Source organism: Nonomuraea sp. 10N515B, from assembly GCF_052245915.1.
Taxonomy (GTDB): domain Bacteria; phylum Actinomycetota; class Actinomycetes; order Streptosporangiales; family Streptosporangiaceae; genus Nonomuraea.
Genome location: NZ_JBQQBQ010000044.1, coordinates 48,472 through 67,497 on the forward strand (window position 1 = coordinate 48,472; position 19,026 = coordinate 67,497).

15 protein-coding genes and 2 pseudogenes are annotated in these 19,026 nt (G+C 71.3%); 5 read left to right on the forward strand and 12 right to left on the reverse strand.

The window, feature by feature from the left end:
• Positions 1-16 precede the first annotated feature (16 nt).
• The 6 genes from ACTWQA_RS42170 to ACTWQA_RS42195 form a co-directional block, all read right to left on the reverse strand.
• Complete coding sequence (locus ACTWQA_RS42170) at positions 17-754, reverse strand: isocitrate lyase/PEP mutase family protein (RefSeq protein WP_443164492.1); 738 nt, start codon at positions 752-754, stop codon at positions 17-19.
• Positions 751-1,557 (reverse strand): cytochrome P450, encoded by an 807-nt coding sequence (locus tag ACTWQA_RS42175; protein WP_443164493.1) that lies wholly within the window; start codon positions 1,555-1,557, stop codon positions 751-753. Before ACTWQA_RS42175 ends, ACTWQA_RS42170 begins: the two co-directional genes overlap by 4 nt.
• A 57-nt stretch (positions 1,558-1,614) precedes the next feature.
• Entirely contained in the window at positions 1,615-2,295 is a 681-nt protein-coding gene (locus ACTWQA_RS42180; protein WP_443164494.1) for a DUF998 domain-containing protein, read from the reverse strand.
• Positions 2,292-3,497 carry a glycosyltransferase gene (locus tag ACTWQA_RS42185; RefSeq protein WP_443164495.1) on the reverse strand — a complete coding sequence of 402 codons (1,206 nt, stop codon included), beginning with the start codon at positions 3,495-3,497 and terminating at the stop codon, positions 2,292-2,294. The genes ACTWQA_RS42180 and ACTWQA_RS42185 overlap by 4 nt, the downstream gene beginning before the upstream one ends.
• Positions 3,498-3,593: 96 nt before the next feature.
• Entirely contained in the window at positions 3,594-4,406 is an 813-nt protein-coding gene (locus ACTWQA_RS42190; RefSeq protein ID WP_443164496.1) for a DMT family transporter, read from the reverse strand.
• Positions 4,407-4,442: 36 nt separating this feature from the next.
• Positions 4,443-5,060 (reverse strand): DedA family protein, encoded by a 618-nt coding sequence (locus ACTWQA_RS42195; protein ID WP_305918172.1) that lies wholly within the window; start codon positions 5,058-5,060, stop codon positions 4,443-4,445.
• 391 nt (positions 5,061-5,451) lie between these two features.
• Here ACTWQA_RS42195 and ACTWQA_RS42200 point away from each other — a divergent pair, with 391 nt between their 5' ends.
• Positions 5,452-6,648 carry a sensor histidine kinase gene (locus ACTWQA_RS42200; RefSeq protein ID WP_443164497.1) on the forward strand — a complete coding sequence of 399 codons (1,197 nt, stop codon included), beginning with the start codon at positions 5,452-5,454 and terminating at the stop codon, positions 6,646-6,648.
• On the opposite strand, the gene ACTWQA_RS42205 is transcribed toward ACTWQA_RS42200, so the two are convergent.
• From ACTWQA_RS42205 to ACTWQA_RS42215, 3 genes are all read right to left on the reverse strand, one after another.
• Positions 6,608-7,249, reverse strand: coding sequence for a VC0807 family protein (locus tag ACTWQA_RS42205; RefSeq protein WP_327584743.1), 642 nt, complete (start codon positions 7,247-7,249; stop codon positions 6,608-6,610). The two genes, ACTWQA_RS42200 and ACTWQA_RS42205, sit on opposite strands and share 41 nt — an antisense overlap.
• 215 nt (positions 7,250-7,464) lie before the next feature.
• A complete protein-coding gene (gene leuE / locus ACTWQA_RS42210) occupies positions 7,465-8,112 on the reverse strand; it encodes a leucine efflux protein LeuE (RefSeq protein WP_327584742.1) in 648 nt (215 codons plus the stop codon).
• Between the two features lie 4 nt (positions 8,113-8,116).
• The gene (locus ACTWQA_RS42215) at positions 8,117-9,310 is read right to left on the reverse strand and encodes a serine hydrolase domain-containing protein (protein WP_443164498.1); all 1,194 of its coding nucleotides are present in this window, start codon (positions 9,308-9,310) and stop codon (positions 8,117-8,119) included.
• Between the two features lie 90 nt (positions 9,311-9,400).
• Here ACTWQA_RS42215 and ACTWQA_RS42220 point away from each other — a divergent pair, with 90 nt between their 5' ends.
• From ACTWQA_RS42220 to ACTWQA_RS42235, 4 genes and pseudogenes are all read left to right on the forward strand, one after another.
• The gene (locus tag ACTWQA_RS42220) at positions 9,401-10,264 is read left to right on the forward strand and encodes a TIGR03619 family F420-dependent LLM class oxidoreductase (RefSeq protein ID WP_443164499.1); all 864 of its coding nucleotides are present in this window, start codon (positions 9,401-9,403) and stop codon (positions 10,262-10,264) included.
• Positions 10,261-11,211 (forward strand): annotated as a pseudogene (locus ACTWQA_RS42225) (selenium-binding protein SBP56-related protein); the annotation flags it as partial. The gene ACTWQA_RS42220 and the pseudogene ACTWQA_RS42225, both read left to right, overlap by 4 nt.
• A pseudogene (locus tag ACTWQA_RS42230) lies at positions 11,196-12,520 on the forward strand (cellulase family glycosylhydrolase). The pseudogenes ACTWQA_RS42225 and ACTWQA_RS42230, both read left to right, overlap by 16 nt.
• A gap of 169 nt (positions 12,521-12,689) precedes the next feature.
• Positions 12,690-15,734, forward strand: a complete 3,045-nt coding sequence (locus ACTWQA_RS42235; RefSeq protein WP_443164500.1) for a BTAD domain-containing putative transcriptional regulator — start codon at positions 12,690-12,692, stop codon at positions 15,732-15,734.
• Here ACTWQA_RS42235 and ACTWQA_RS42240 read toward each other — a convergent pair.
• From ACTWQA_RS42240 to ACTWQA_RS42250, 3 genes are read right to left on the reverse strand one after another with little or no spacing between them, the layout of a single operon-like run.
• Entirely contained in the window at positions 15,707-17,302 is a 1,596-nt protein-coding gene (locus tag ACTWQA_RS42240; protein ID WP_443164501.1) for a CocE/NonD family hydrolase, read from the reverse strand. The genes ACTWQA_RS42235 and ACTWQA_RS42240 overlap by 28 nt on opposite strands.
• Positions 17,299-18,060, reverse strand: coding sequence for an ABC transporter permease (locus ACTWQA_RS42245; protein ID WP_443164502.1), 762 nt, complete (start codon positions 18,058-18,060; stop codon positions 17,299-17,301). The genes ACTWQA_RS42240 and ACTWQA_RS42245 overlap by 4 nt, the downstream gene beginning before the upstream one ends.
• The gene (locus ACTWQA_RS42250; RefSeq protein WP_443164503.1) at positions 18,057-18,968 is read right to left on the reverse strand and encodes an ATP-binding cassette domain-containing protein; all 912 of its coding nucleotides are present in this window, start codon (positions 18,966-18,968) and stop codon (positions 18,057-18,059) included. Before ACTWQA_RS42250 ends, ACTWQA_RS42245 begins: the two co-directional genes overlap by 4 nt.
• Positions 18,969-19,026: the final 58 nt, after the last annotated feature.

Genomic DNA, 19,026 nt, shown 5'->3' on the forward strand with positions numbered 1-19,026 from the left:
GCGTCGATTATCGCGGCTACGGCAAGAACGCGGTCATCTCCGCATAGGTCGGCATCGGGGGTACAGGCTCGCCGCGGATGCCGAGCACCATCGCCAGCGCGCCCTGGATCGCCGCCCGATACAGCAGGGACCCGGTGCTCACCCTGGCCACGCCGGCCTCGGCGAGCTGGGCCGGCGTGGGGCCGCCCGGCTGGTAGAGCACGTTGAGCGGCAGCGGCGTGCTCGCCGCCACCTCCGCGATCTCGCCGAGATCGCTCAGCCCCGGTACGAAGATCCCGTCGGCGTGGCCGTACGCCCGGACCCGCTCGAGGGTGCCGCCGGTCCGCAGCCAGCACGTGTCCGTACGGGCGTTGACGAACACGCCGTGGCCCGTGGCCGCTTCGATGATGCGCTGATGCAGGCCGATCGGGCGCAGCGTGCCGTCGGGGCGGCCGTCCTCCAGGTTGACGCCGGCCACGCCGAGTGCGCCCAGGCTCGCCACCAGGTCGGACACCTCGGCCGGGTCGTCGCTGAAGCCGCCCTCGATGTCCACGGTGACCAGGACGCCGAGGTCCTTGATCGACTCCGCCAGCTCGATCGTCTCGGCCCGGGTGGCGCCGGCCGCGTCCGGCTTGCCGTGCACGGCGGCCACGCCGAGGCTGGTCGTGCCGATCGCCGGGAACCCCTGCGCGGCCAGGACGGCGGCCGAGCCGTAGTCCCAGGCGTTGGGCAGCAGCAGCGGGTCGCCGCGACGGTGCAGGTCGCGGAAATTCACAGCAGTCCCTCCAGGACGCCGGCGGCCAGGGCGAGCGCGTGGCCGGGGGCCGGGCACGGGCGGAGGCCGTGGCCGAACGTCAGGTGCGGGGCCGGGCCTCGCGTCGGGTCGAACCGGTCGGGATCGGCGAACACGCCGGGGTCCCGGTTGACGGCCACCAAGTCGATCGTCACCTCACCACCGGTGCGGGTGTCCAGCCGGCGCGTGGCCTTGAGCGGCGGATCATGCCGGAGCGTCTCGTGCAGCAGGGCCTCGACGTCGAAGCCGGTCCGGGTGCTGTGCGGCGCGGCGGACGAGGGCGGGCTCGGCTGGGCGGCCGGGCGTGCGGCGTCGCAGGAGGCGTGCCTGAGCGCGTTCTCGATGAGTCCCTCTGTCGCGGCGTACGCCTGCAGCAGCAGCGTGACGGCCGGCAGGTCGGCCTGGTCGAGCAGGGTGGCGACGGCGGCATCGGCCTCCGGGCTCTCCTCGCCCGACAGATAGCCGCTCGCCGCGGCCGGCACGGCGGCGGTGTCCTTGACACCGAGCGCGGCCCCGAGGACCCGCGTCGGCACGCCCCGCCACTCGCCGCCCCGCTCCAGGGTCATGGCCCTGGCCGCGGATCGGAGTTCGGCGGGGTCCAGCGCGGCCAGCCGCTCCACGACCGCGCGGCGCCGCCGGGCGTGCGAGTCGCCGGTGCTGAACCGCGACACGTGCGCCCGCAGCCACGCGAGCGTCCCCTCCCGGCCGTCCTGGGACACGGGAGGCGGCACATATCTGGGGTCATCGAGGACCGTCCGGGCTTCGGCATGGCGGGTGATGGGCATGGAACCCACGTTAGGAGGCGGTTCTTTCGACGGGGGTCGAAGCATGCTCGCCCGCGGTCAGGCGGCGATCCGCTCCTCCTCGGGCCCGGCCGTCGCGGAGGTGGGCTTCGCCGGCGCGGTCCGGTTGGCCATCGCCGGCCGTTCGGCGGCGGACGCCAGCGCCATCACCATGATGAGCACCATCTCGGCCAGCACCACGGCGCGTTCGAGCGGCCCGTAATAGGCCACACCGTTGATCAGCGGCGAGGTGATGGTGGCGGGGTGTGCCGCCAGGTACGCCGCCAGCGTCAGCGCGGAGGCCACGCTCATGGCCCGGACCGCGTTCCAGAGGGGCATCGCCGCCCGGCCCCTCACCAGGGTCCAGCCGGCGACCGGCAGCGAGGTGAACACCACCGCCGCCGACCAGCGGTGGATCTCGCCGGAGAGCGAGCCGACCTGCGAGCTGCCGGGATCCGTCGGGAAGATCGCGCTCATCATCAGGCCTGCGGCCCCGGCCAGCAGCAGGACCCGGGTGGCCGCCGTACGCGCCGGGTCGGCCGCCGCCAGCCCGTACGCGAGACACAGGCACGCCCCCGCCAGCGCCAGCATCCCGATCAGCACCGGCACGAGCCCGCCGTTAACGAGCGCGTAGTCGCTGAGCAGCGGCTGAGCGGGCAGGGCGACCTGTGCGTACGCGAGCGCGCACGCCGACACCACCGTGCCGAGTAAGGTGCCCCAGACGCTCTGCCGTGGGGTCATCGCGCCACCTCGTCGTAGATCGTCTCGAACCGGGCCAGCGACGACTGGTCGTCGTGGGTGAGCGCCAGCTCCCTGCTGGCCTTGCCGAGCCTGGCCCGCAGATCGTCGTCGGCCAGGATACCGGTCAGGTGCCTGGCCAGCCCCACCACGTCGCCCGGCTGGAACAGGAACCCGTTGTCGTCCACCAGGTGCGGCAGCGCCATCGCGTCCGCGGCCACCACGGGCAGGCCCGTGGCCATGGCCTCCAGCGTGGCGATGCTCTGCAGCTCGGCGATGCCCGGCATGGCGAACACGTCGGCCGCCGCGTACGCCTGCGGCATGCTCTCGTCGGGCACGAAGCCGAGGAAGAACACCCGGTCGGCCACGCCGATGCGCCTGGCCAGCTTCTCCAGCTCGCCGCGCTGGTTGCCCTTGCCGACGAGCGCCACCTGGGCGTCGGTCTCGTTGAGCACCAGGGGCAGCGCGCGCACCAGCTCGTCGAGGCGCTTCTCCTCGTCCAGCCGGCCGACGAACAGGATCGTGTGCCGGTCGGGCAGGTCGAACAGCTTGCGCGCCCACGCCTTGGGCTCGGTGTGCGGGTGGAACCTGCCCAGGTCGATCCCGCAGGACACCGGCTCGACGGTACGCGCGAACCCCTGGTCGGCCAGGAGCTTGGCGGCCAGCGGGGTGGGCGTGGTGATGTGATCGGCCCGGTTGAAGATCCGGTTGAAGTCGCGCCAGGCGAGCTGCCCCGCCTTCACCCGCAGCCGGTCCGGGAGGTGCACGAACTGGAAGAGGTTGTCGGGCATGAAGTGGTTGGTGGCCACGACGGGCACGCCTACGCGGCGGGCGGCGGCGATGGCGGCCCGGCCGACCACGAAGTGACCCTGGGTGTGCAGCACGTCGGGCTTGATCTCGGCGACCAGCCGGTCGAGCCGGGTCGGCACGGTGAACCGCATGGTGGGGTGGAGCAGGATCGGGGCCGAGCGCAGCCGGTGCACGATCACACCGTCCACCACCTCGGCGCTGGCCGGGCCGACGTCGGACTGGCAGACCACGTGCACGTCGTTGCCGCGCGCGGCCAGGCCCGTGGCCAGGCGGTGGGTGAAGTACGCCGCGCCGTTCACGTCGGGCGGGTAGGTGTCGGTCGAGATCAGCACGCGGCGGGGGCGTTCGGGCGCGGGGGCAAGATCGGCACGGGCGGTAACGCTGTGTAGGGGCATGGCCATGACGGTGACTCCAAATTCACACGAGAACCCGGCTGGGGGAGGGCCGGAAGACGAACGGGGCCGAAAGAAACGAAGCAGGCGAGCATGGGATCAGGCGAGCTCGTTGCGGGCCTCCAAGGGGCTGGTCCGGGCCAGGGCGACGGTGCCCGCGGCGGTGAGCGCGGCAGCTGCGATCGGCGCGATCCCGGTCGGCAGCGGCTCGCCGAGCAGCAGCGCGCCGAACGCCACCGCGGTCAGCGGGTCGGCGATCTGCAGCGAGGCGAAGGAGACGCCGAAGTGGCCGACGGCGTAGGCCCGCTGCAACATCACCAGTGCCAGCAGCAGCGGCACGGGCAACGCCAGCAGGTACCACCAGTTCCACGTGCCGTCCACGAGCACCCGCATGAGCGTGGCCGTGGCGCCGTACAACACGCCTGAGCTGGTCGCCAGCAGTGCCGCCCGGGCCGCGGGCGAGACCACCTGGGAGCCGGCCCACAGCAGCACCGCCGCGACGCCGGCCACCCCGAGCAGGGTGAGCACGCCGTTGGGGTCGAGGTGGGTGGGCCCCTCCGACTCGGGGACCATCAGGACCAGGAGGATCAGCCCGCCCGCCACCACCGCCGCCGCGCCCAGCTCCTGGCGGGAGGGCTTGCGCCCGTGCAGGGTGGCGGCGATGGGAAGGGCGAACAGCAGGCTGGCCACGCCCATCGGCTGGACGATGGTCAGCGGGCCGAGTCCGAGCGCGACGATGTGCAGGCCGCCACCCACCACGATGGAGGCGCCGCCGAACAGCCAGCGCGGCTTCCGCAGCAGGGCGAGCAGCCCCGGCTTGGCCGAGCCGGCGGCCTCGAACTGCTGCAGGGCGGCTCCGAGCGCGAAGAACAGCGAACCGACCAGGGCGATCGCCGCGGCCAGCACAGTCATCAGCACTCCTTTCAGACGGATGGTTGCCAGGTTGTGTCAAACGGACGTGTCTGCTGGAAGTCGTTCTGGAGAAGCTTGGATGGCGCGTCGCTTCCTGAGCCATCTCACGAGCTCCACGACCCCGGTGATGGACACCGCGATGCCCAGGCCGAGCAGCAGACCCTTGATCGGGTCGTTCTCGAACGCCATCCCGCCGAAGAACCCGATCAGGCCGGAGTACACCGCCCACGAGCTCGCCGCGATCGCGTCGAAGAACGTGAACGAGCGCAGCGGATGGCGGACCGCGCCCATGGTCAGCGTGGTCGCGGTGCGCCCTCCGGGGATGTACCTGGCCACGACCAGGACGAGCCCGCCCCGCTCCGCCAGGGCGTCGCGGGCCCAGATGAACGCCTTCTTGTTCCTGAGCCTGCCACCGGACTTGTTGCCGATCAGATAAGAGATGTGATCACCCGCGAACGCGCCGAGTGCCGCGACCACCATCACCAGGGCCAGGTTCGTCTCCCCGGACGCGGCGAAGACCCCCGCCGTGATCACCGACGTCTCGGCCGGCACGATCGGGAAGAACCCGTCGAGCAGGGCCAGGCCGAACAGCGCCGCGTATAACCACGGTGACGACATCGCCTGATGGACCAGGTCGAGAATGGCGTGCGACATGAGCGTGTACTCCGATCCTTAGGGCACTCACACAGCGTCTCTGTGTGCGACGGTCCGGGACATCGGGGATGCCCCGGGTCGAACGCGGACCCGTCCCCTATGCGGGTCAGGGCCGGTACCCCTTGAAGGTAGAAACTCCGCAGGTCATGGCACATCGGACGATCGGCAGGCACCACCCCCGACTTTGGTCGGGGTCGGTGACGCGACCTCCGGGTGACACCATCGATCCAACCCGTTCGGGCAGCTGAACGCAGGAGTGGAGGTAGGCGCTTTCGGGGTGGGGCTAGCCATACCTCGACGGTGCGCTCCGCTCTACCCTGACTTTCGTCAGGGCCGCCTCCTGCCTTTGGAGGAGGTCCGGCATCCACCACGCGGGGATAACGTCGGAGCCGTGAACCGTCTGCGCTCGCTGCGCCGGGAGACCCGCCGCCAGGTGGTCTACGACCTGCTGCTCTGGGTCGTCCTCGGCATCTTCATCGCCGCCATGGGGCCCGATCCGCTCAAGGATCCGGCCGCCTTCGGCATGGTGACCGCGCCCCGGCTCGCGCTCGCCGCCGTGGCGGTGCTGGTCGGGCGGCGCTGGCCGCTGGCCGCGCTGGTGTTGCTGCTGCCACTTGGGCCGTGGCGGTTCAGCGACGGGTTCGCCACCGTGGATCTGAGCTGGTTGATCCCCAGACGCAATGTGAAGATCCTCCCGTTGCTGCCCACTTCGCCGTTCATCATGTGGTACGCCTACCTCACGGGCCGGCGGCTGATCAGGACGTGGCCGGCGCTCGCGGCGTTCGGCCTGATCACGGCCGTCGGCATGGGCGTGGTGCTGGCCATGGGCGGCGATCTGGCCCTGTGGGTGTCCATGGTCACCGGCTTGCTCGGCACTTACCTCGTGCCCTATCTCATGGGACTGCTGCGGCGGCGGTTGCTGCAGCAGCGGCGGCAGGCCAGGCTGTCCGCCGAGGCGCAGGCCCGGCTGCGGGAGCGGGCCAGGATCGCCAGAGACATGCACGACTCGCTCGGCCACGATCTGGCCCTCATCGCGGTCCGGGCCGCCGGGCTGGAGCTGGCTCCCGGGCTCGATCCCCGGCAGGTCAAGGCGGCCGGGGAGCTGCGGGTGGCGGCGGCGGACGCCACCGAGCGACTTCGGCAGATCATCGGGCTGCTGCGCGAGGACGCCGACGCCTCGCCGCTGTCGCCCGTGGACGAGGACGTGGCCGAGCTGGTGCGGCGGGCCAGGGACTCGGGCATGGCGATCACCCTCGACCTGGACGGCGGGCCAGTGCCCGGCCTGGCGCGCGCCGTGGTGCAGGAAGGGCTCACCAACGCCGCCAAGCACGCCCCCGGGGCCGCCGTGCGGGTCACGGTCGCACCTCACCGCGTGAGCGTGCGTAACGGGCCGCCCCGCTCCCGGCCCAGCGCGCGGCCCGGCGGTCTGGGGCTGGCGGGGCTGCGGGAACGCGTACGGCTGATGGGCGGCACGCTGACGGCCGGGCCCGCCGCGGGCGGCTTCGAGCTGGCCGTCGAGCTTCCCCGTACGGGGGAGGAGGGAGCGGTCAGGCGTGGGCCACGTGCAGCCGGTGCAGGACCCGCTTGAAGGCGAAGATCGAGAAGGCGATCGCCAGACCGCTGATCACGGCCACCGCTGAGGTCCGCAGGATCATGAACGCGCCCAGCGACCCGGCCAGCGACTCATAGACGGCCAGGGCGATGCTCAACGTCGAGTTCATCAGCAGCACGAACGCCCACAACAACGTGATCCTGGCGAAAAACCTGCGGATCCGCTCGTGCTTGAGCACCGCCGACGGCAGATGGATGTAGTCGAGCGTGAGCTTCTGCACGAGCGGCTTGTTCAGCCGCACGGAGGCAAGGAAGGCCATGCTGATGCAGATCGTGCCCATCTCCGGCTGGATGAAGAACCACATCCAGGTGCCCGTCCAGAACGACACCAGCGCCCGGATCGTGATCGCGAACGAGGCCAGCCACATCGTCGCGGGCACCTTGACCCGCCTGACCAGCCGCCACGCCACGCCCAGGTAGACCCAGGCGACCGTTGCGACGAGCGCCCACTTGAATCCGAGAACGACCATGGCCAAGTAGAAGACCGCCAGCGGGGCCACGACGCCTTCGAGCAGCCGGGGGGCCGCCTGCCGGGCGAGAGCGGTGAGGCGGGGGAGGGCGACAGGGGGATGATTCAAGGCTGCTCCGCAGATAGGCCGACGATCAGCGACTACCCGGGCTTCGAGGGACCAGGCTATCCAGATGGACCGCACGCGCTAACCGATGCGGCGACCCCTGCGTCCCCGGGAAGCACGCCGGTGGCCTACCGTACCCGAGCCGCAGGAGTGCGACCGCCTCTTTGTGCACGTTCCATCTGTTTCCTACGAAATCAGCAGAGCCTTGAACCACGCTTTCAGCCGAGTGAAGCGGTGGCCAACTTCGCACCGAATCCCACGAAGACGGCGCCGACGCACGAGGTCAGACCGGCGCTGAGCCGTCGGCGCCGGCGGAACTGAGCGGCCAGGAACGTTCCGCCGAAGATCAGCGACGTCAGGTAGAGAAAGCTGAAGACCTGGATCACCGCGCCGAGGATCAGGAACGACAGCGCCGGCGTCGCGTACGCCGGGTCCACGAACTGGACGAAGAAGGAGATGAAGAACAGAATCGCCTTCGGGTTCAGCAGGCTGATCATGAGGGCCTTGCGGAACGGGCGCGGCTGATGCTCCACCGGCGCGGGCGCCTCCTCGGCCGCGAGGGCTCGTCGCGACCGCCAGGCGCCCCTGATCATCTGGAAGCCGATCCAGGCCAGGTAGCCGGCGCCCGCGTACTTGACGATCGTGAACAGCACCGGGTTCGAGCGCAGGAGGGACGCGGCGCCGGCGGCGGACAGGACCATCAGCACCGCGTCGCCGACGAAGACGCCTGCCGCGGCACGGTAGCCCTGCCGCACGCCGTGCTGGGCGGCGAAGCTGAGGACGTAGAGGGAGTTCGGGCCGGGCAGGAGGATGATCAGAAAGGCGCCGATCACATAGGCCCAGAAGTCCGTGATGCCGAAGAACATGGGACTATATGTACCAAACGCCTCCTTGGAGCTGGCGATAGCCCAGCGCCCGATAGGTCGCGTCCACCATGGCCTGCCCCCGCGGATTGATCCCGAGCCCCGCGCCCTGCTTGTTCATCGTGTAGCCGAAGGCCAGCCGGGCCGGTGGATCGCAGAACCCGACGGATCCCCCCATCCCCGCGTGCCCGAACGCGGTCGCCGACAACAGCGCGCCCTCGCTGTCGGACCCTGGCAGGTATCGGTTGTCCGCGGCCTTCATGAATCCCAGGGAGAAGCGGGTCGGCACGGCCAGCACCGCGTCTGTGCCCGCCGACTCGGTCAGCGCCATGATCTGGAGCTGCTCGCGGCTGACGAGCTCGCCCCCGCCGAGCGAAAGCGGCCGGTACAGGCCCGCCAGGTTCCGCGCGTTCGTGATCCCGCCGACGGCCCCGAGCTCGGCCGCGTGCGCCGCCCGGCTGTCCGACTCCCCGGGCGCCATGAAGCCGCCCTCGTGGGCCAGCAGCAGCGCCGGGACCGAGGTGGGATCGGTGAAGGCCCTGACATAGAACGTGGGCGGCACCTCCGGAGGGTCGGCGGGGATCGTCGGTGCGACCCTGCCTTCCTGCTCTTCAGGCAGCCCGAGCCAGAACTCCAGCCCGAGCGGCTCGGCCACCTCCTCGCGGAAGAACGTGCCGAGCGAGCGCCCGCTCACCCGCCGGACGACCTCGCCGACGAGATAGCCGAACGTCAGCGCGTGATACCCGTGTGCGGTGCCCGGCACCCAGAACGGCTCCTCCTCCGCGAGCCGGTCGGCCATCAGCTTCCAGTCGTAGAAGGCGCCCGGAGGCAGCGGCTCCCGGAACGCGGGCAGTCCCGCCCGGTGGGCGAGCAGGTGACGGACGAGCGTCGCTTCCTTGCCCTTGGCGCCGTACTCGGGCCAGTAGCGCACGACCGGCGCGTTCAGGTCGAGCTCGCCGCGCCCGGCCAGGATGTGGGCGCACACGGCGGTCGCGCCCTTGGTGCACGACCAGACGTGCCCGATGGTGTCGCGCTCCCAGGGGCGGCCGGGCGCCGCCTGCCCGCCCCACAGGTCGACGACGACCTCGCCGTCCACGATCACGCACACCGACGCGCCCACTTCGCCGCGGGTGGCGAGGTTGGCCTCGAACTCCTCCGCGACCTGGGAGAACCCTGGATCACAAGTGCCTTGCACGCTCATTGCCCGAATGCATCACGAAAGGGAGCCCCTGTAAACCGATGACTTCTCGTTGTCATCACGGTCAATCCAGCGAGCAGAGAGGAGCTACAGATGGATCTCGGAATCGGCCTTCCCACGTCGGGGCGGCAGGCGGACCCGGAGGCGATCGTCAGGGTGGCGCTGGCGGCGGAGCGGGCGGGACTGGGCGCGGTGTGGGCGTTCGAGCGGCTCCTGCGGCCGGCCGAGGCGGTGTTCGCCGGCACCGACCAGTCCATGCCGCTGCCCGACAACAATGCGCTGGTGTACGACCCGCTGGAGACGCTGGCGTACGTCGCGGCCAAGACCAGCACGATCAGGCTCGGCACGAGCGTCGTGGACGCGCTGTTCCACAGCCCGGTCGTGCTGGCCAAGCGCCTGGCGACGCTCGACAGGCTCAGCGGCGGGCGCGCCGTGATCGGCCTGGGGCAGGGGTGGATGCAGCAGGAGTTCGACGCGACGGGGATCCCCGCCAGACGGCGCGGCGCCGGATTCGAGGAACACCTCGCCGCCATGCGCGTCTGCTGGGGCCCTGACCCGGTACGTTTCGACGGCCGTTTCTACACCATCCCTGAGTCGGAGATCGCCCCCAAGCCCACCGGGCTGACGCTGCTGGCGGGGGCGGCGGCACCGGCCGCCATCGAGCGGGCGGCCAGGCTCGGGCTGGGGCTGACCGTGGTGGTGTTCGCCTGGGACCAGCTCAGGCAGTCCGCCGAGACGTACCGCAAGGGCGGCCAGGGGCCGCTGGTCGCCCAGGTCAACGGGCTGATCACGGATCGGCCGCTGGACGAGCGGATGCCGCTGACCGGCTCGCCAGAGCAGGTGGCCGAGGACCTGGCCGAGGCCCGGGCGCTGGGTGTGGACCATGTGTTCTGGCATCCCTTCGACGGGGACCCGGACGAGATGGTCGGCCGCATCCAGCAGCTCAATACCTATTGACCGGGTCGGGAATCGACCGCACCGCCCAGCGGCCGGACGCGCTGGCCGTCATCGACACCGATCCCTCCTCGCCCGGCTACGGCACGGTCGCGGGCTGGACGGACCTGCCGAACACCGGTGACGAGCTGCACCACTTCGGCTGGAACGCGTGCAGCAGCGCCCTGTGCCCCAACGCGCCGCATCCGCACGTCGAGCGGCGTTACCTGGTCGTGCCCGGGCTCCGCTCCTCGCGCATCCACATCTACGACACCAAGGACCGGGTCAGCCCGGAGCTCGTCAAGGTCGTCGAACCGGAGGCCCTCGCCCACCGCGCGGGCTACTCGCGTCCGCACACCGTGCACTGCGGCCCCCAGGGCCTGTACGTGTCGGCGCTCGGTGGCGCGAACGGCCAGGACGGGCCGGGCGGCATCGCGGTGCGCGACCACACCACCTTCGAAGTGATCGGGCAGTGGGAGCTGGAGCGGGGGCCGCAGTACCTGGCCTACGACTTCTGGTGGCACATCAACCACGACGTGCTGGTGTCCTCGGAGTGGGGGACACCGTCCATGATCGAGGACGGGCTGGTCGGGGAGCTGCTGCTCGGCCGGAAATACGGCCATAAGCTGCACTTCTGGGACCTCCGCAAGCGGGCCCACGTCCAGGAGGTCGACCTCGGCGACCAGCACCAGATGCCGCTGGAGCTGCGCCCCGCCCACGACCCGACCCGCCTGTACGGCTTCGTCGGCGTGGCCGTCAGTGTCGAGGACCTGTCGGCCTCCGTGTGGCTCTGGTTCCACGAGGACGGCCGATGGCAGGTCCGCAAGGTCATCTCCATCCCCGCGGAACCGGCTGACGCCGGCAGCCTGCCGCCGCTGCTGCAGCCGTTCGGCGCGGTGCCTCCGCTCGTGACCGACATCGCGCTCTCGGTGGACGACCAGCGGCTCTACGTCTCGTGCTGGGGCACCGGCGAGATCAAGCGGAGAACGCCACGATCTCCCAGGGCGCGGTCGAGTCCAACCACGCCGGATACAGCGGCACCGGCTTCGTCAACTACGCCAACGCCACCGGCTCGTACGTCGAGTTCACCGTCGACGCCGCCACCGCCGGCACCGCCACCCTCACCTTCAGATACGCCAACGGCACCACGACGAACCGCCCGATGGCCATCGCCGTGAACGGCGCCACGACCAACCGGGACTTCCCGGGCACCGGCGCCTGGGCCACCTGGCAGGAAGCGTCGCTCACCACGACGCTGAACGCCGGCGCCAACACCGTCCGCGCCACGGCCACCACCGCGAACGGCGGCCCGAACCTCGACCGCCTGGTGCTCGGCACGCCGTCGACCGGCGGGACGCCGGTGCAGGCCAACGGGCAGCTGCGGGTGTGCGGCGTCAAGCTCTGCAACCAGAACGGCAAGCAGATCCAGCTCCGCGGCATGAGCTCGCACGGCCTGCAGTGGTACTACCAGTGCCTCAACACCGCCTCACTGAACGCCCTGGCCGGCGACTGGAAGGCCGACGTGCTGCGCATCTCCATGTACATCCAGGAGGACGGCTACGAGACCAACCCGCGGCTCTTCACCGACCGGGTGCACAACCTGATCGAGCAGGCGACCGCGCGCGGCATGTACGCCATCGTCGACTGGCACATGCTCGATCCTGGTGACCCCAACTACAACCTGTCGCGGGCCAAGACGTTCTTCACCGAGATCGCCCAGCGGCACAACGGCAAGAACAACCTCCTCTACGAGATCGCCAACGAGCCGAACGGCGTCTCCTGGTCCACGATCAGGAACTACGCGCACCAGCTCATCCCCATGATCAGGCAGTACGACCCGGAGACCCCATCCTGATCGGCACCCGCGCCTGGTCGTCCCTGGGCGTCTCCGACGGCGCCACCGAGGCCGATGTGATCAATAACCCGGTCAACGCGACCAACATCATGTACACCTTCCACTTCTACGCCGCCTCCCACGGCACCGAATACCTCAACGCGCTGTCCAGGGCGGCCGACCGGATCCCGATGTTCGTCACGGAGTTCGGCACCCAGACCGCCTCCGGCGACGGGTCGAACAACTTCACCCGGGCGCAGCAGTACCTGGATCTGCTGGCGCAGAAGAAGATCAGCTGGGTGAACTGGAACTTCTCGGACGACTTCCGCTCGGGCGCCGTTTTCACCGAGGGCACCTGTCCGAACGGCCCCTTCGCCGGCACCTCGCGACTGAAGCCGGCCGGCGTTTGGGTCCGCGACCGCATCCGCACCCCAGACGACTTCTGACACCCAACGTGCCGGCCAGGCCCTCCCGCCCCTGGCCGGCACCCCTCTCGTAAACTCGCACCGCTCCGGCGCCGCGCAGCCGGGGGTCGGCGCGGATGGCGGCGCCTGGTGGGCGCGGGTCGGTCGGGGCGGCAGGATGTGACATGTGCGGATATCCATCTTGGGGCCGATGGAGGTCGAGAGCGACGGGGAGCCGATCGCGGTCGGCGGGGTCCGGTTGCGGGCGTTGCTGGCCATACTGGCGCTCGAAGCCGGGCATACCGTCACCGCCGAGCGGCTGATCGACGCCCTGTGGCCGGACGACCCTCCAGCCAACACCGCCAACGCGCTCCAGACGCTGGTCAAGCGGCTTCGGGTGGCCTTACGGCCGCACGAGGTCGTGGAGAGTCGGCCCGGTGGCTACGCGCTCGGCGTGGCGACCGATGACGTGGACGCGTTGCTGTTCCGGCGGCTGGCGCGAGCCAAGGAGACGGCGGAGCCGGCGGTGGCGCTCTGGCGGGGTGCGGCGCTGGCGGACCTGACCTCCGTGCCGCACCTGGCGAACGTAGCCGCCTCCTTGGAGGAAGAGCGGCTGGCGGCCGTGGAGGCCCTGGCGGAGTCCCGGCTGGCGGCGGGCTCGCCCGTGGATCTCTCTTCCGAGGTGACCGCGCATCCGTTGCGCGAACGCCTGGGCGCCCTGGCCATGCGCGCACTCGCCGCGTCGGGCCGACAGGCAGAGGCCTTGGAGCTGTTCGAGCGTACCCGCCGCATGCTGGCCGACGAGCTCGGTGTGGACCCGGGGCCGGAGCTGCGCGCCGCCCACGTGGCCGTCCTGTCCGGGGAGGTCCCGGTACGGCGGCCCATTCGCCCGGTCAGGCAGAAGGGCAACGTCCGGGTTCCGCGTACCAGCTTCATCGGCCGGGAGGCCGAGCTGGACCAGCTCGCCACCCTGCTCGACCGAGCCAGGATCGTGACCGTGGTCGGCGCGGGTGGTGCGGGCAAGACGAGGCTGGTCACCGAGGTGGCGCTCAGGTTCGAGGGCGAGGGCGTCTGGATGGTCGAGCTGGCCCCCGTCCGCGAGCCCGCCGACGTGCCCGGCGCCGTGCTGGACGCGCTGGGGGTACGTGACGACCGCTCGGCTTACAGCGTGGCGGACACAATCGAGCAGATCGTCGAGGCGCTCGCGGACCGGGCCGTGCTGCTGGTGCTGGACAACTGCGAGCATCTGATCGACGCGGCGGCCGTGCTGGCCGAGCGGTTGCTCGGCGAGTGCCCTGCCGTGCGGGTGCTGGCCACCAGCAGGGAGCCGTTGAATCTGTCCGGCGAGCACCTCGCCCCCATCCCGCCGCTGGAGCCACCGCCCATCGGCGCCGACCCCGAGCAGGCGGGTCGCTATCCGTCGGTCAGGCTGCTCGTCGACCGCGCCACCGCCGCCCGCCCCGCATTCACCCTCGAGGACGAGAACGTGGCCGCCGTCGTCGAGCTCTGCCGCCGGCTGGACGGCATGCCGCTGGCCATCGAGCTGGCCGCGGCCCGTCTGCGCACCATGACGCCCCGCCAGCTCGCCGACCGCATCGATGACCGGTTCAAGCTGCTCACCGGCGGCAGCAGGACTGCGCTGCCGCGCCAGCAGACGCTGCGGGCGGTGGTGGAGTGGAGCTGGGACCTGCTCGGCGCGGAGGAACGGGTGCTGGCCCGGCGGCTGGCGGTGTTCGCCGGCGGCGCCACGCTGGAGGCCGTCGAGGCGGTGTGCGGGGGCACACCCGGCGTGCTGGGCATGCTGGCCGACAAGTCGCTGGTCGATGTCTCACCCGATGGCCGCTACACGATGCTGGAGACGATCCGCGCCTACGCCATGGAGCGGCTGGAGGAAGCCGGGGAGATGGGCGAATACCGCCGGCGGCACGCCGGGTACCTGCTGGGCCTGGCCGAGGAGGCGGTCCCGGCGTTGCGGACGGGCGCGCAGATCGAGTGGATCGAGCGGCTTTCCGCCGAGCGGGACGACTGCGCCGCCGCGCTGCGCTGGGCGCTGGACGAGCGGGACGTGCCGCTGGCCCTGCGGTTGTGCGGGGCGCTGAACCGGTACTGGTGGATGTGCGGCTATCGCCAAGAGAGCGCGGCGTGGGCCACCCAGGTGCTCGCGCAGGCGGGTGACGATCCGCCCCCAGGACTCGCGGGCGCGTACACGGCCTGCATGTTCGCGTACGGGGTGGACAAGTTCGCCACGATCATCGCCGACCGTCCCGCCATGCTGGCGCTGTCCGAGAGGATGGACCAGCTGGTCGAAACGGCCGAGCGGGAGGGCCCGCTACATCCGCTGCTGCGCATCGGCCGGGCGGTCATGGCCGCCGCGGCCGGGCGCGACGAGTGGGCCGCCGATCTGATCGAACGCTATGCCGCCAGCGACGACCTCTGGTTGTCCAGCGCCGCTCTCATGATGGGCGGCCCGGTGCGTACGGAGGAGCGGCTCGAACGGTCGGTGGCCGGGTTCAGGCAGCTCGGCGACCGCTGGGGACTGACCGAGTCGCTGCTGGGGCTGGCCTCGCTGCGGGCCGCCCGCGGCGCCCAGACCCACGACCTGATCGCCGAGACCTGGGGCCTCACCGAGCAGTGGGTCACCTCCGACGAGGCCGTCTCCACTCTCATCAGGCTGGCCGACCTGCGGATCCGGGTCGGCGACCTGGACGCCGCGGCCGAAGACCTGGCCAAGGCCAGGACCCACGCGGAGGAGGAGACGAGCCCGGTCACGCTGCTGTGGCTGGGGATGGCCGAGGCCGGATACGCCTGCCATCGTGGCGACCTGGAGCGCGGCCTGGAGATCTACCGAGGCCTGTTCGAGCTGCTCGCGCAGGTGCCGCCGCTCCCGCAGCTCATCGCCTCGCTCAGGACCGCCTACGGCCGGGCGCTGGCGCGGGCCGGGGAGGTGGCAGCGGCACTCGACCAGCACCGCCAGGCCCTCCGTACGCTCGGCGACACCAGCCCGGACCGGCCGGTGCTGTCCGCCGTGGTGGCCGGGTTCGCGCTGGCCGCCCAAGCAGAGGGGGATCAGGAGCGGGCGGCCGTGCTGTTCGGCGCGTCGTCGGCCGTCGAGCCGCACGACACCGAGCCCGACACCGCGGAGGGTGCGGCGGCGGCCAGGGCCGCGCTCGGCGAGGGGCGGTTCGAGGAGTGCTTCGCCAAGGGCGCGGCCATGCCACTGGAGGAGGTCTACGGGATGGTCGGCAGCACGACGTAGGAGGGGGCGTGCAGCGTGGTGGTGCCCTTTTCCGGGTTTCTGCCGAACCGGGGGAAGTTCGAGCCGGCGACGTCCACCCTGATCCGGTGCCCCGGCAGGAACGCGTTCGAGATCGCGCCGAGCCGTACCGTGACCTCCCGCACCTCACCGGGGGCGAGACCGCTCACCCTGGCGATGCCGTCGGTCAGCAGCTCGGCCCGCCCCGAGGGGTGGACGTCGATCAGCTTGGCGGTCACGTCCGCGCTCGTGGCCGTCGAGGAGACCAGGGCGACCAGCTCGACCTGCCCGGTCACCTCCACTCGCGCCGCGAGCGGCGCCGTCTGGTGGCGCAGCACGTCGGTGCGGTCGTCGAGCGGGCGCTGGTCGAGCGGCCCGAACGCGTCGAACGTCATGACCGCGCCGCCCACCGTTGGCACCGGGTCGCCGGGATCGCCGACGAACTCACCGCCGCCGCCGACGCCCGGCATGGTGCTGAGCGTGCCGTCCCCGCCCAGGTGGTACGGCACCCGCTGGGCCCGCGCGAGAGGCCAGTCCTCCTCGTCCCGCCAGACGTCGTCGCCCATCACGAAGATTTTCACCCTGGCCCGCTCGCGCTCCGGCTCGTCGGAGCTCCCACGCAGCCAATGGTCGAACCAGTCCAGGTGCACGCCGGTCCAGTCGATGGCGTCCTGGCTCGCCTGGTCGCCGTAATCGCGTCCGCAAATGTCGCGTTCGTGAGTGAAGTGCGTCCACGGGCCCACGATCAGCCGGGACTCGCCGCGCAGCCGCTCGTAGTGGTCGATGGAGCCCGCGCTGAAGTAGTCGTACCAGCCGGTGCTGACCAACGCGGGAACCTCGACCCGGGTGTGGTCGACCACCCCGTCCCGCCACAGCGGGTCCGCCGGGTCCGGGGTGTCCATCCACGGCGCGTAGAAGGGCACGAGGTCGGCCAGCAGCGGCTGGTCGCTGAGCGGCAGGCGTTCCGCCAGCTCGCGCACGACCTCGTCGATCCGGCCGGGCAGGCCGATGGCGGCCAGGTAGGCGTCCTTGTCCGACTGCGTGGCCGTGCCGTGCGCGATGCGGCGGTCCAGCTCGTCCAGGGCCAGCACCATCAGGCTGATGGTGAGGATGATGTTCAGGTTCGGCACGCCGCCCGGCTGGTACACGCACTCGTACAGGCCGGCAGGGGCGACGTGGGGTGCGATGGCCCGCAGGCCCCCGGGCCTTTCCTGGGCGGCGAGGAGCTGGGTGATCGCGAGGTAGGAGTCGCCGTACATGCCGACATTTCCGTCGGACCACGGTGCGGTCGCCGCCCACCGCACCGCGTCGTAGCCGTCGGCCGCCTCCCCGCTGATGAAGCGGAAGTCGCCCCCGGAGCCGCCGGTGCCGCGTACGTCCTGGCAGACGACCGCGTACCCGGCCGCCACCAGGCGCGGCACGTCGAGGTGATAGCCGGGGCCGAGCGGCCCCCGCCCGTACGGGGTGCGCGAGAGCAGCACGGGGACGGGATGCTCCTCGGCCGGGCGCCAAACCGTCGCCACCAGCTCGACGCCGTCACGGGTGGTCATGGTCTCGGTGGTCTCGATCATCGAACTCTCCTGTTGTAGGCACGCAGGGCAAGCGGGGCGAAAACGACGAACAGTGCGGCGGTCCAGCCGAAGGTGAGCCACACGTCGGACGCGTGGAGCCCGCCGACCATGAGGCCGCGCAGGGCGCCGGCCAGGTGGGAGACCGGGTTGACACCCATCCACCAGGTCAGCCAGCCGGGCAGGTCCGTGGCCGGGATGAACGCGCTGCTGCCGAACGTGAGCGGCAACAACACGGCCGTGGCCATCTGTTGCATGGACGTGACGGACTTGGCCACCAGCCCGATCCACGCCGACCCCCAGCTCAACGCCATGGCCAGCAGCAGCACGAGGCCGATCCCGGCCAGCGCGCTCAGGGGGTCGGTGGTGACGCGGAAGCCGACGGCGTACCCGACCGCGAGGGACATCGCGATCGTGATCACCAGCGTGCACAGGTCCGCCAGGATGCGCCCGGCCAGCGGAGCCGGCCTGGCGATCGGCATGGTCCTGAACCTGTCGAAGACGCCGTTGCCGATGTCGCCGGCCAGGTTCATGCCGGTGGCGATCGTGGACATGAGCGCCACCTGGACGAGCACGCCGGGCAACATGTACGCCACCGCGCTCGCCCGATCACCCCCGGCCGCCCCGCCGAACAGATAAACGAAGATGACGATCATGAAGACCGGCTGGAACAGCAGCCCGGCGAGCTGGCCCGGATTGTTCTTCAGCGGGATCAGGCTGCGCCAGGCCAGCGTGAGCCCTTGGGACAGTGCGGTGGTCATCGGGGACCTCCGGTCAGGGTGTGGAAGACGTCGTCGAGCGAGGGCAGCCGCAGGGCGTGCTCGGCCAGCACGATCCCCGCGTCGTCGAGCTCCCTCAGCACGGCCGGAGGCGCGGCGAGGTCGTGTACCGGGACGGTCAGCACCCCGTCGACGGCCTTCGCGCCGAGGATCGCCTCGGCCTTCTCCACGTCGGCCGCGCGCAGCGGCTTGACGTCGAGCCGATGCCCGCCCGCCAGGGTTTTGAGCTCGGCGGGGGTGCCGGCGGCGGCGACCCGGCCCCGGTCGATGACGAGCAGATCGTCGGCGAGCTGGTCGGCCTCCTCCAGGTATTGGGTGGTCAGCAGCACGGTCACGCCGTCGGCGGTCAGCTCCCTGACGACGGCCCACAACTCACCGCGGGCTCGCGGGTCGAGTCCCGTCGTCGGCTCGTCGAGGAACAGGATGCGCGGGCTGCTCACCAGGCTGACCGCCAGGTCGAGGCGGCGCCGCATGCCGCCCGAGTAGCCGCTCGCCGGCCGGCCCGCGGCCTCTTCCAGGCCGAACCTGGCCAGTAACTCGGCGGCCCTGGCCCGGGCCGCCAGCCTGGACAGGCCGAGCAGCCGGCCTATCAGCACCAGGTTCTGGGTGCCGGTCAGTTTCTCGTCCACGGAGGCGTACTGGCCGGTCAGGCCGATCAGCTCGCGGACGCGGGCGGCCTGGCGGGTCACGTCGTACCCGCCGACCAGGGCCCGGCCGGCGTCTGGGGCGGCGAGCGTGGCCAGGATCCTGACCGCGGTGGTCTTGCCCGCGCCGTTGGGGCCGAGCACGCCGAGCACGGCGCCGGTCCTGGCGCTCAGGTCCACGTCGTCGAGTGCGGTCTTGGCGCCGTATCTCTTGACGAGCCCCTCGGCTTCGATCGCGTAGGTCATGCCGTTCACGGTGTCGGGCCGCGCTGGCACGCACCTGGCAGCGCCCTGGCATGCCCGG

What these genes read in the sequence shown, in the direction of transcription:
- ACTWQA_RS42175 (WP_443164493.1), bottom strand. Translation starts at nt 1,557, where the DNA reads ATGCCCATCACCCGCCATGCCGAAGCCCGGACGGTCCTCGATGACCCC.
- ACTWQA_RS42180 (WP_443164494.1), bottom strand. Translation starts at nt 2,295, where the DNA reads ATGACCCCACGGCAGAGCGTCTGGGGCACCTTACTCGGCACGGTGGTG.
- ACTWQA_RS42185 (WP_443164495.1), bottom strand. Translation starts at nt 3,497, where the DNA reads ATGCCCCTACACAGCGTTACCGCCCGTGCCGATCTTGCCCCCGCGCCC.
- ACTWQA_RS42190 (WP_443164496.1), bottom strand. Translation starts at nt 4,406, where the DNA reads ATGACTGTGCTGGCCGCGGCGATCGCCCTGGTCGGTTCGCTGTTCTTC.
- ACTWQA_RS42195 (WP_305918172.1), bottom strand. Translation starts at nt 5,060, where the DNA reads ATGTCGCACGCCATTCTCGACCTGGTCCATCAGGCGATGTCGTCACCG.
- leuE (WP_327584742.1), bottom strand. Translation starts at nt 8,112, where the DNA reads ATGTTCTTCGGCATCACGGACTTCTGGGCCTATGTGATCGGCGCCTTT.
- ACTWQA_RS42215 (WP_443164498.1), bottom strand. Translation starts at nt 9,310, where the DNA reads ATGAGCGTGCAAGGCACTTGTGATCCAGGGTTCTCCCAGGTCGCGGAG.
- ACTWQA_RS42220 (WP_443164499.1), top strand. Translation starts at nt 9,401, where the DNA reads ATGGATCTCGGAATCGGCCTTCCCACGTCGGGGCGGCAGGCGGACCCG.
- ACTWQA_RS42235 (WP_443164500.1), top strand. Translation starts at nt 12,690, where the DNA reads ATGGAGGTCGAGAGCGACGGGGAGCCGATCGCGGTCGGCGGGGTCCGG.
- ACTWQA_RS42240 (WP_443164501.1), bottom strand. Translation starts at nt 17,302, where the DNA reads ATGATCGAGACCACCGAGACCATGACCACCCGTGACGGCGTCGAGCTG.
- ACTWQA_RS42245 (WP_443164502.1), bottom strand. Translation starts at nt 18,060, where the DNA reads ATGACCACCGCACTGTCCCAAGGGCTCACGCTGGCCTGGCGCAGCCTG.
- ACTWQA_RS42250 (WP_443164503.1), bottom strand. Translation starts at nt 18,968, where the DNA reads ATGACCTACGCGATCGAAGCCGAGGGGCTCGTCAAGAGATACGGCGCC.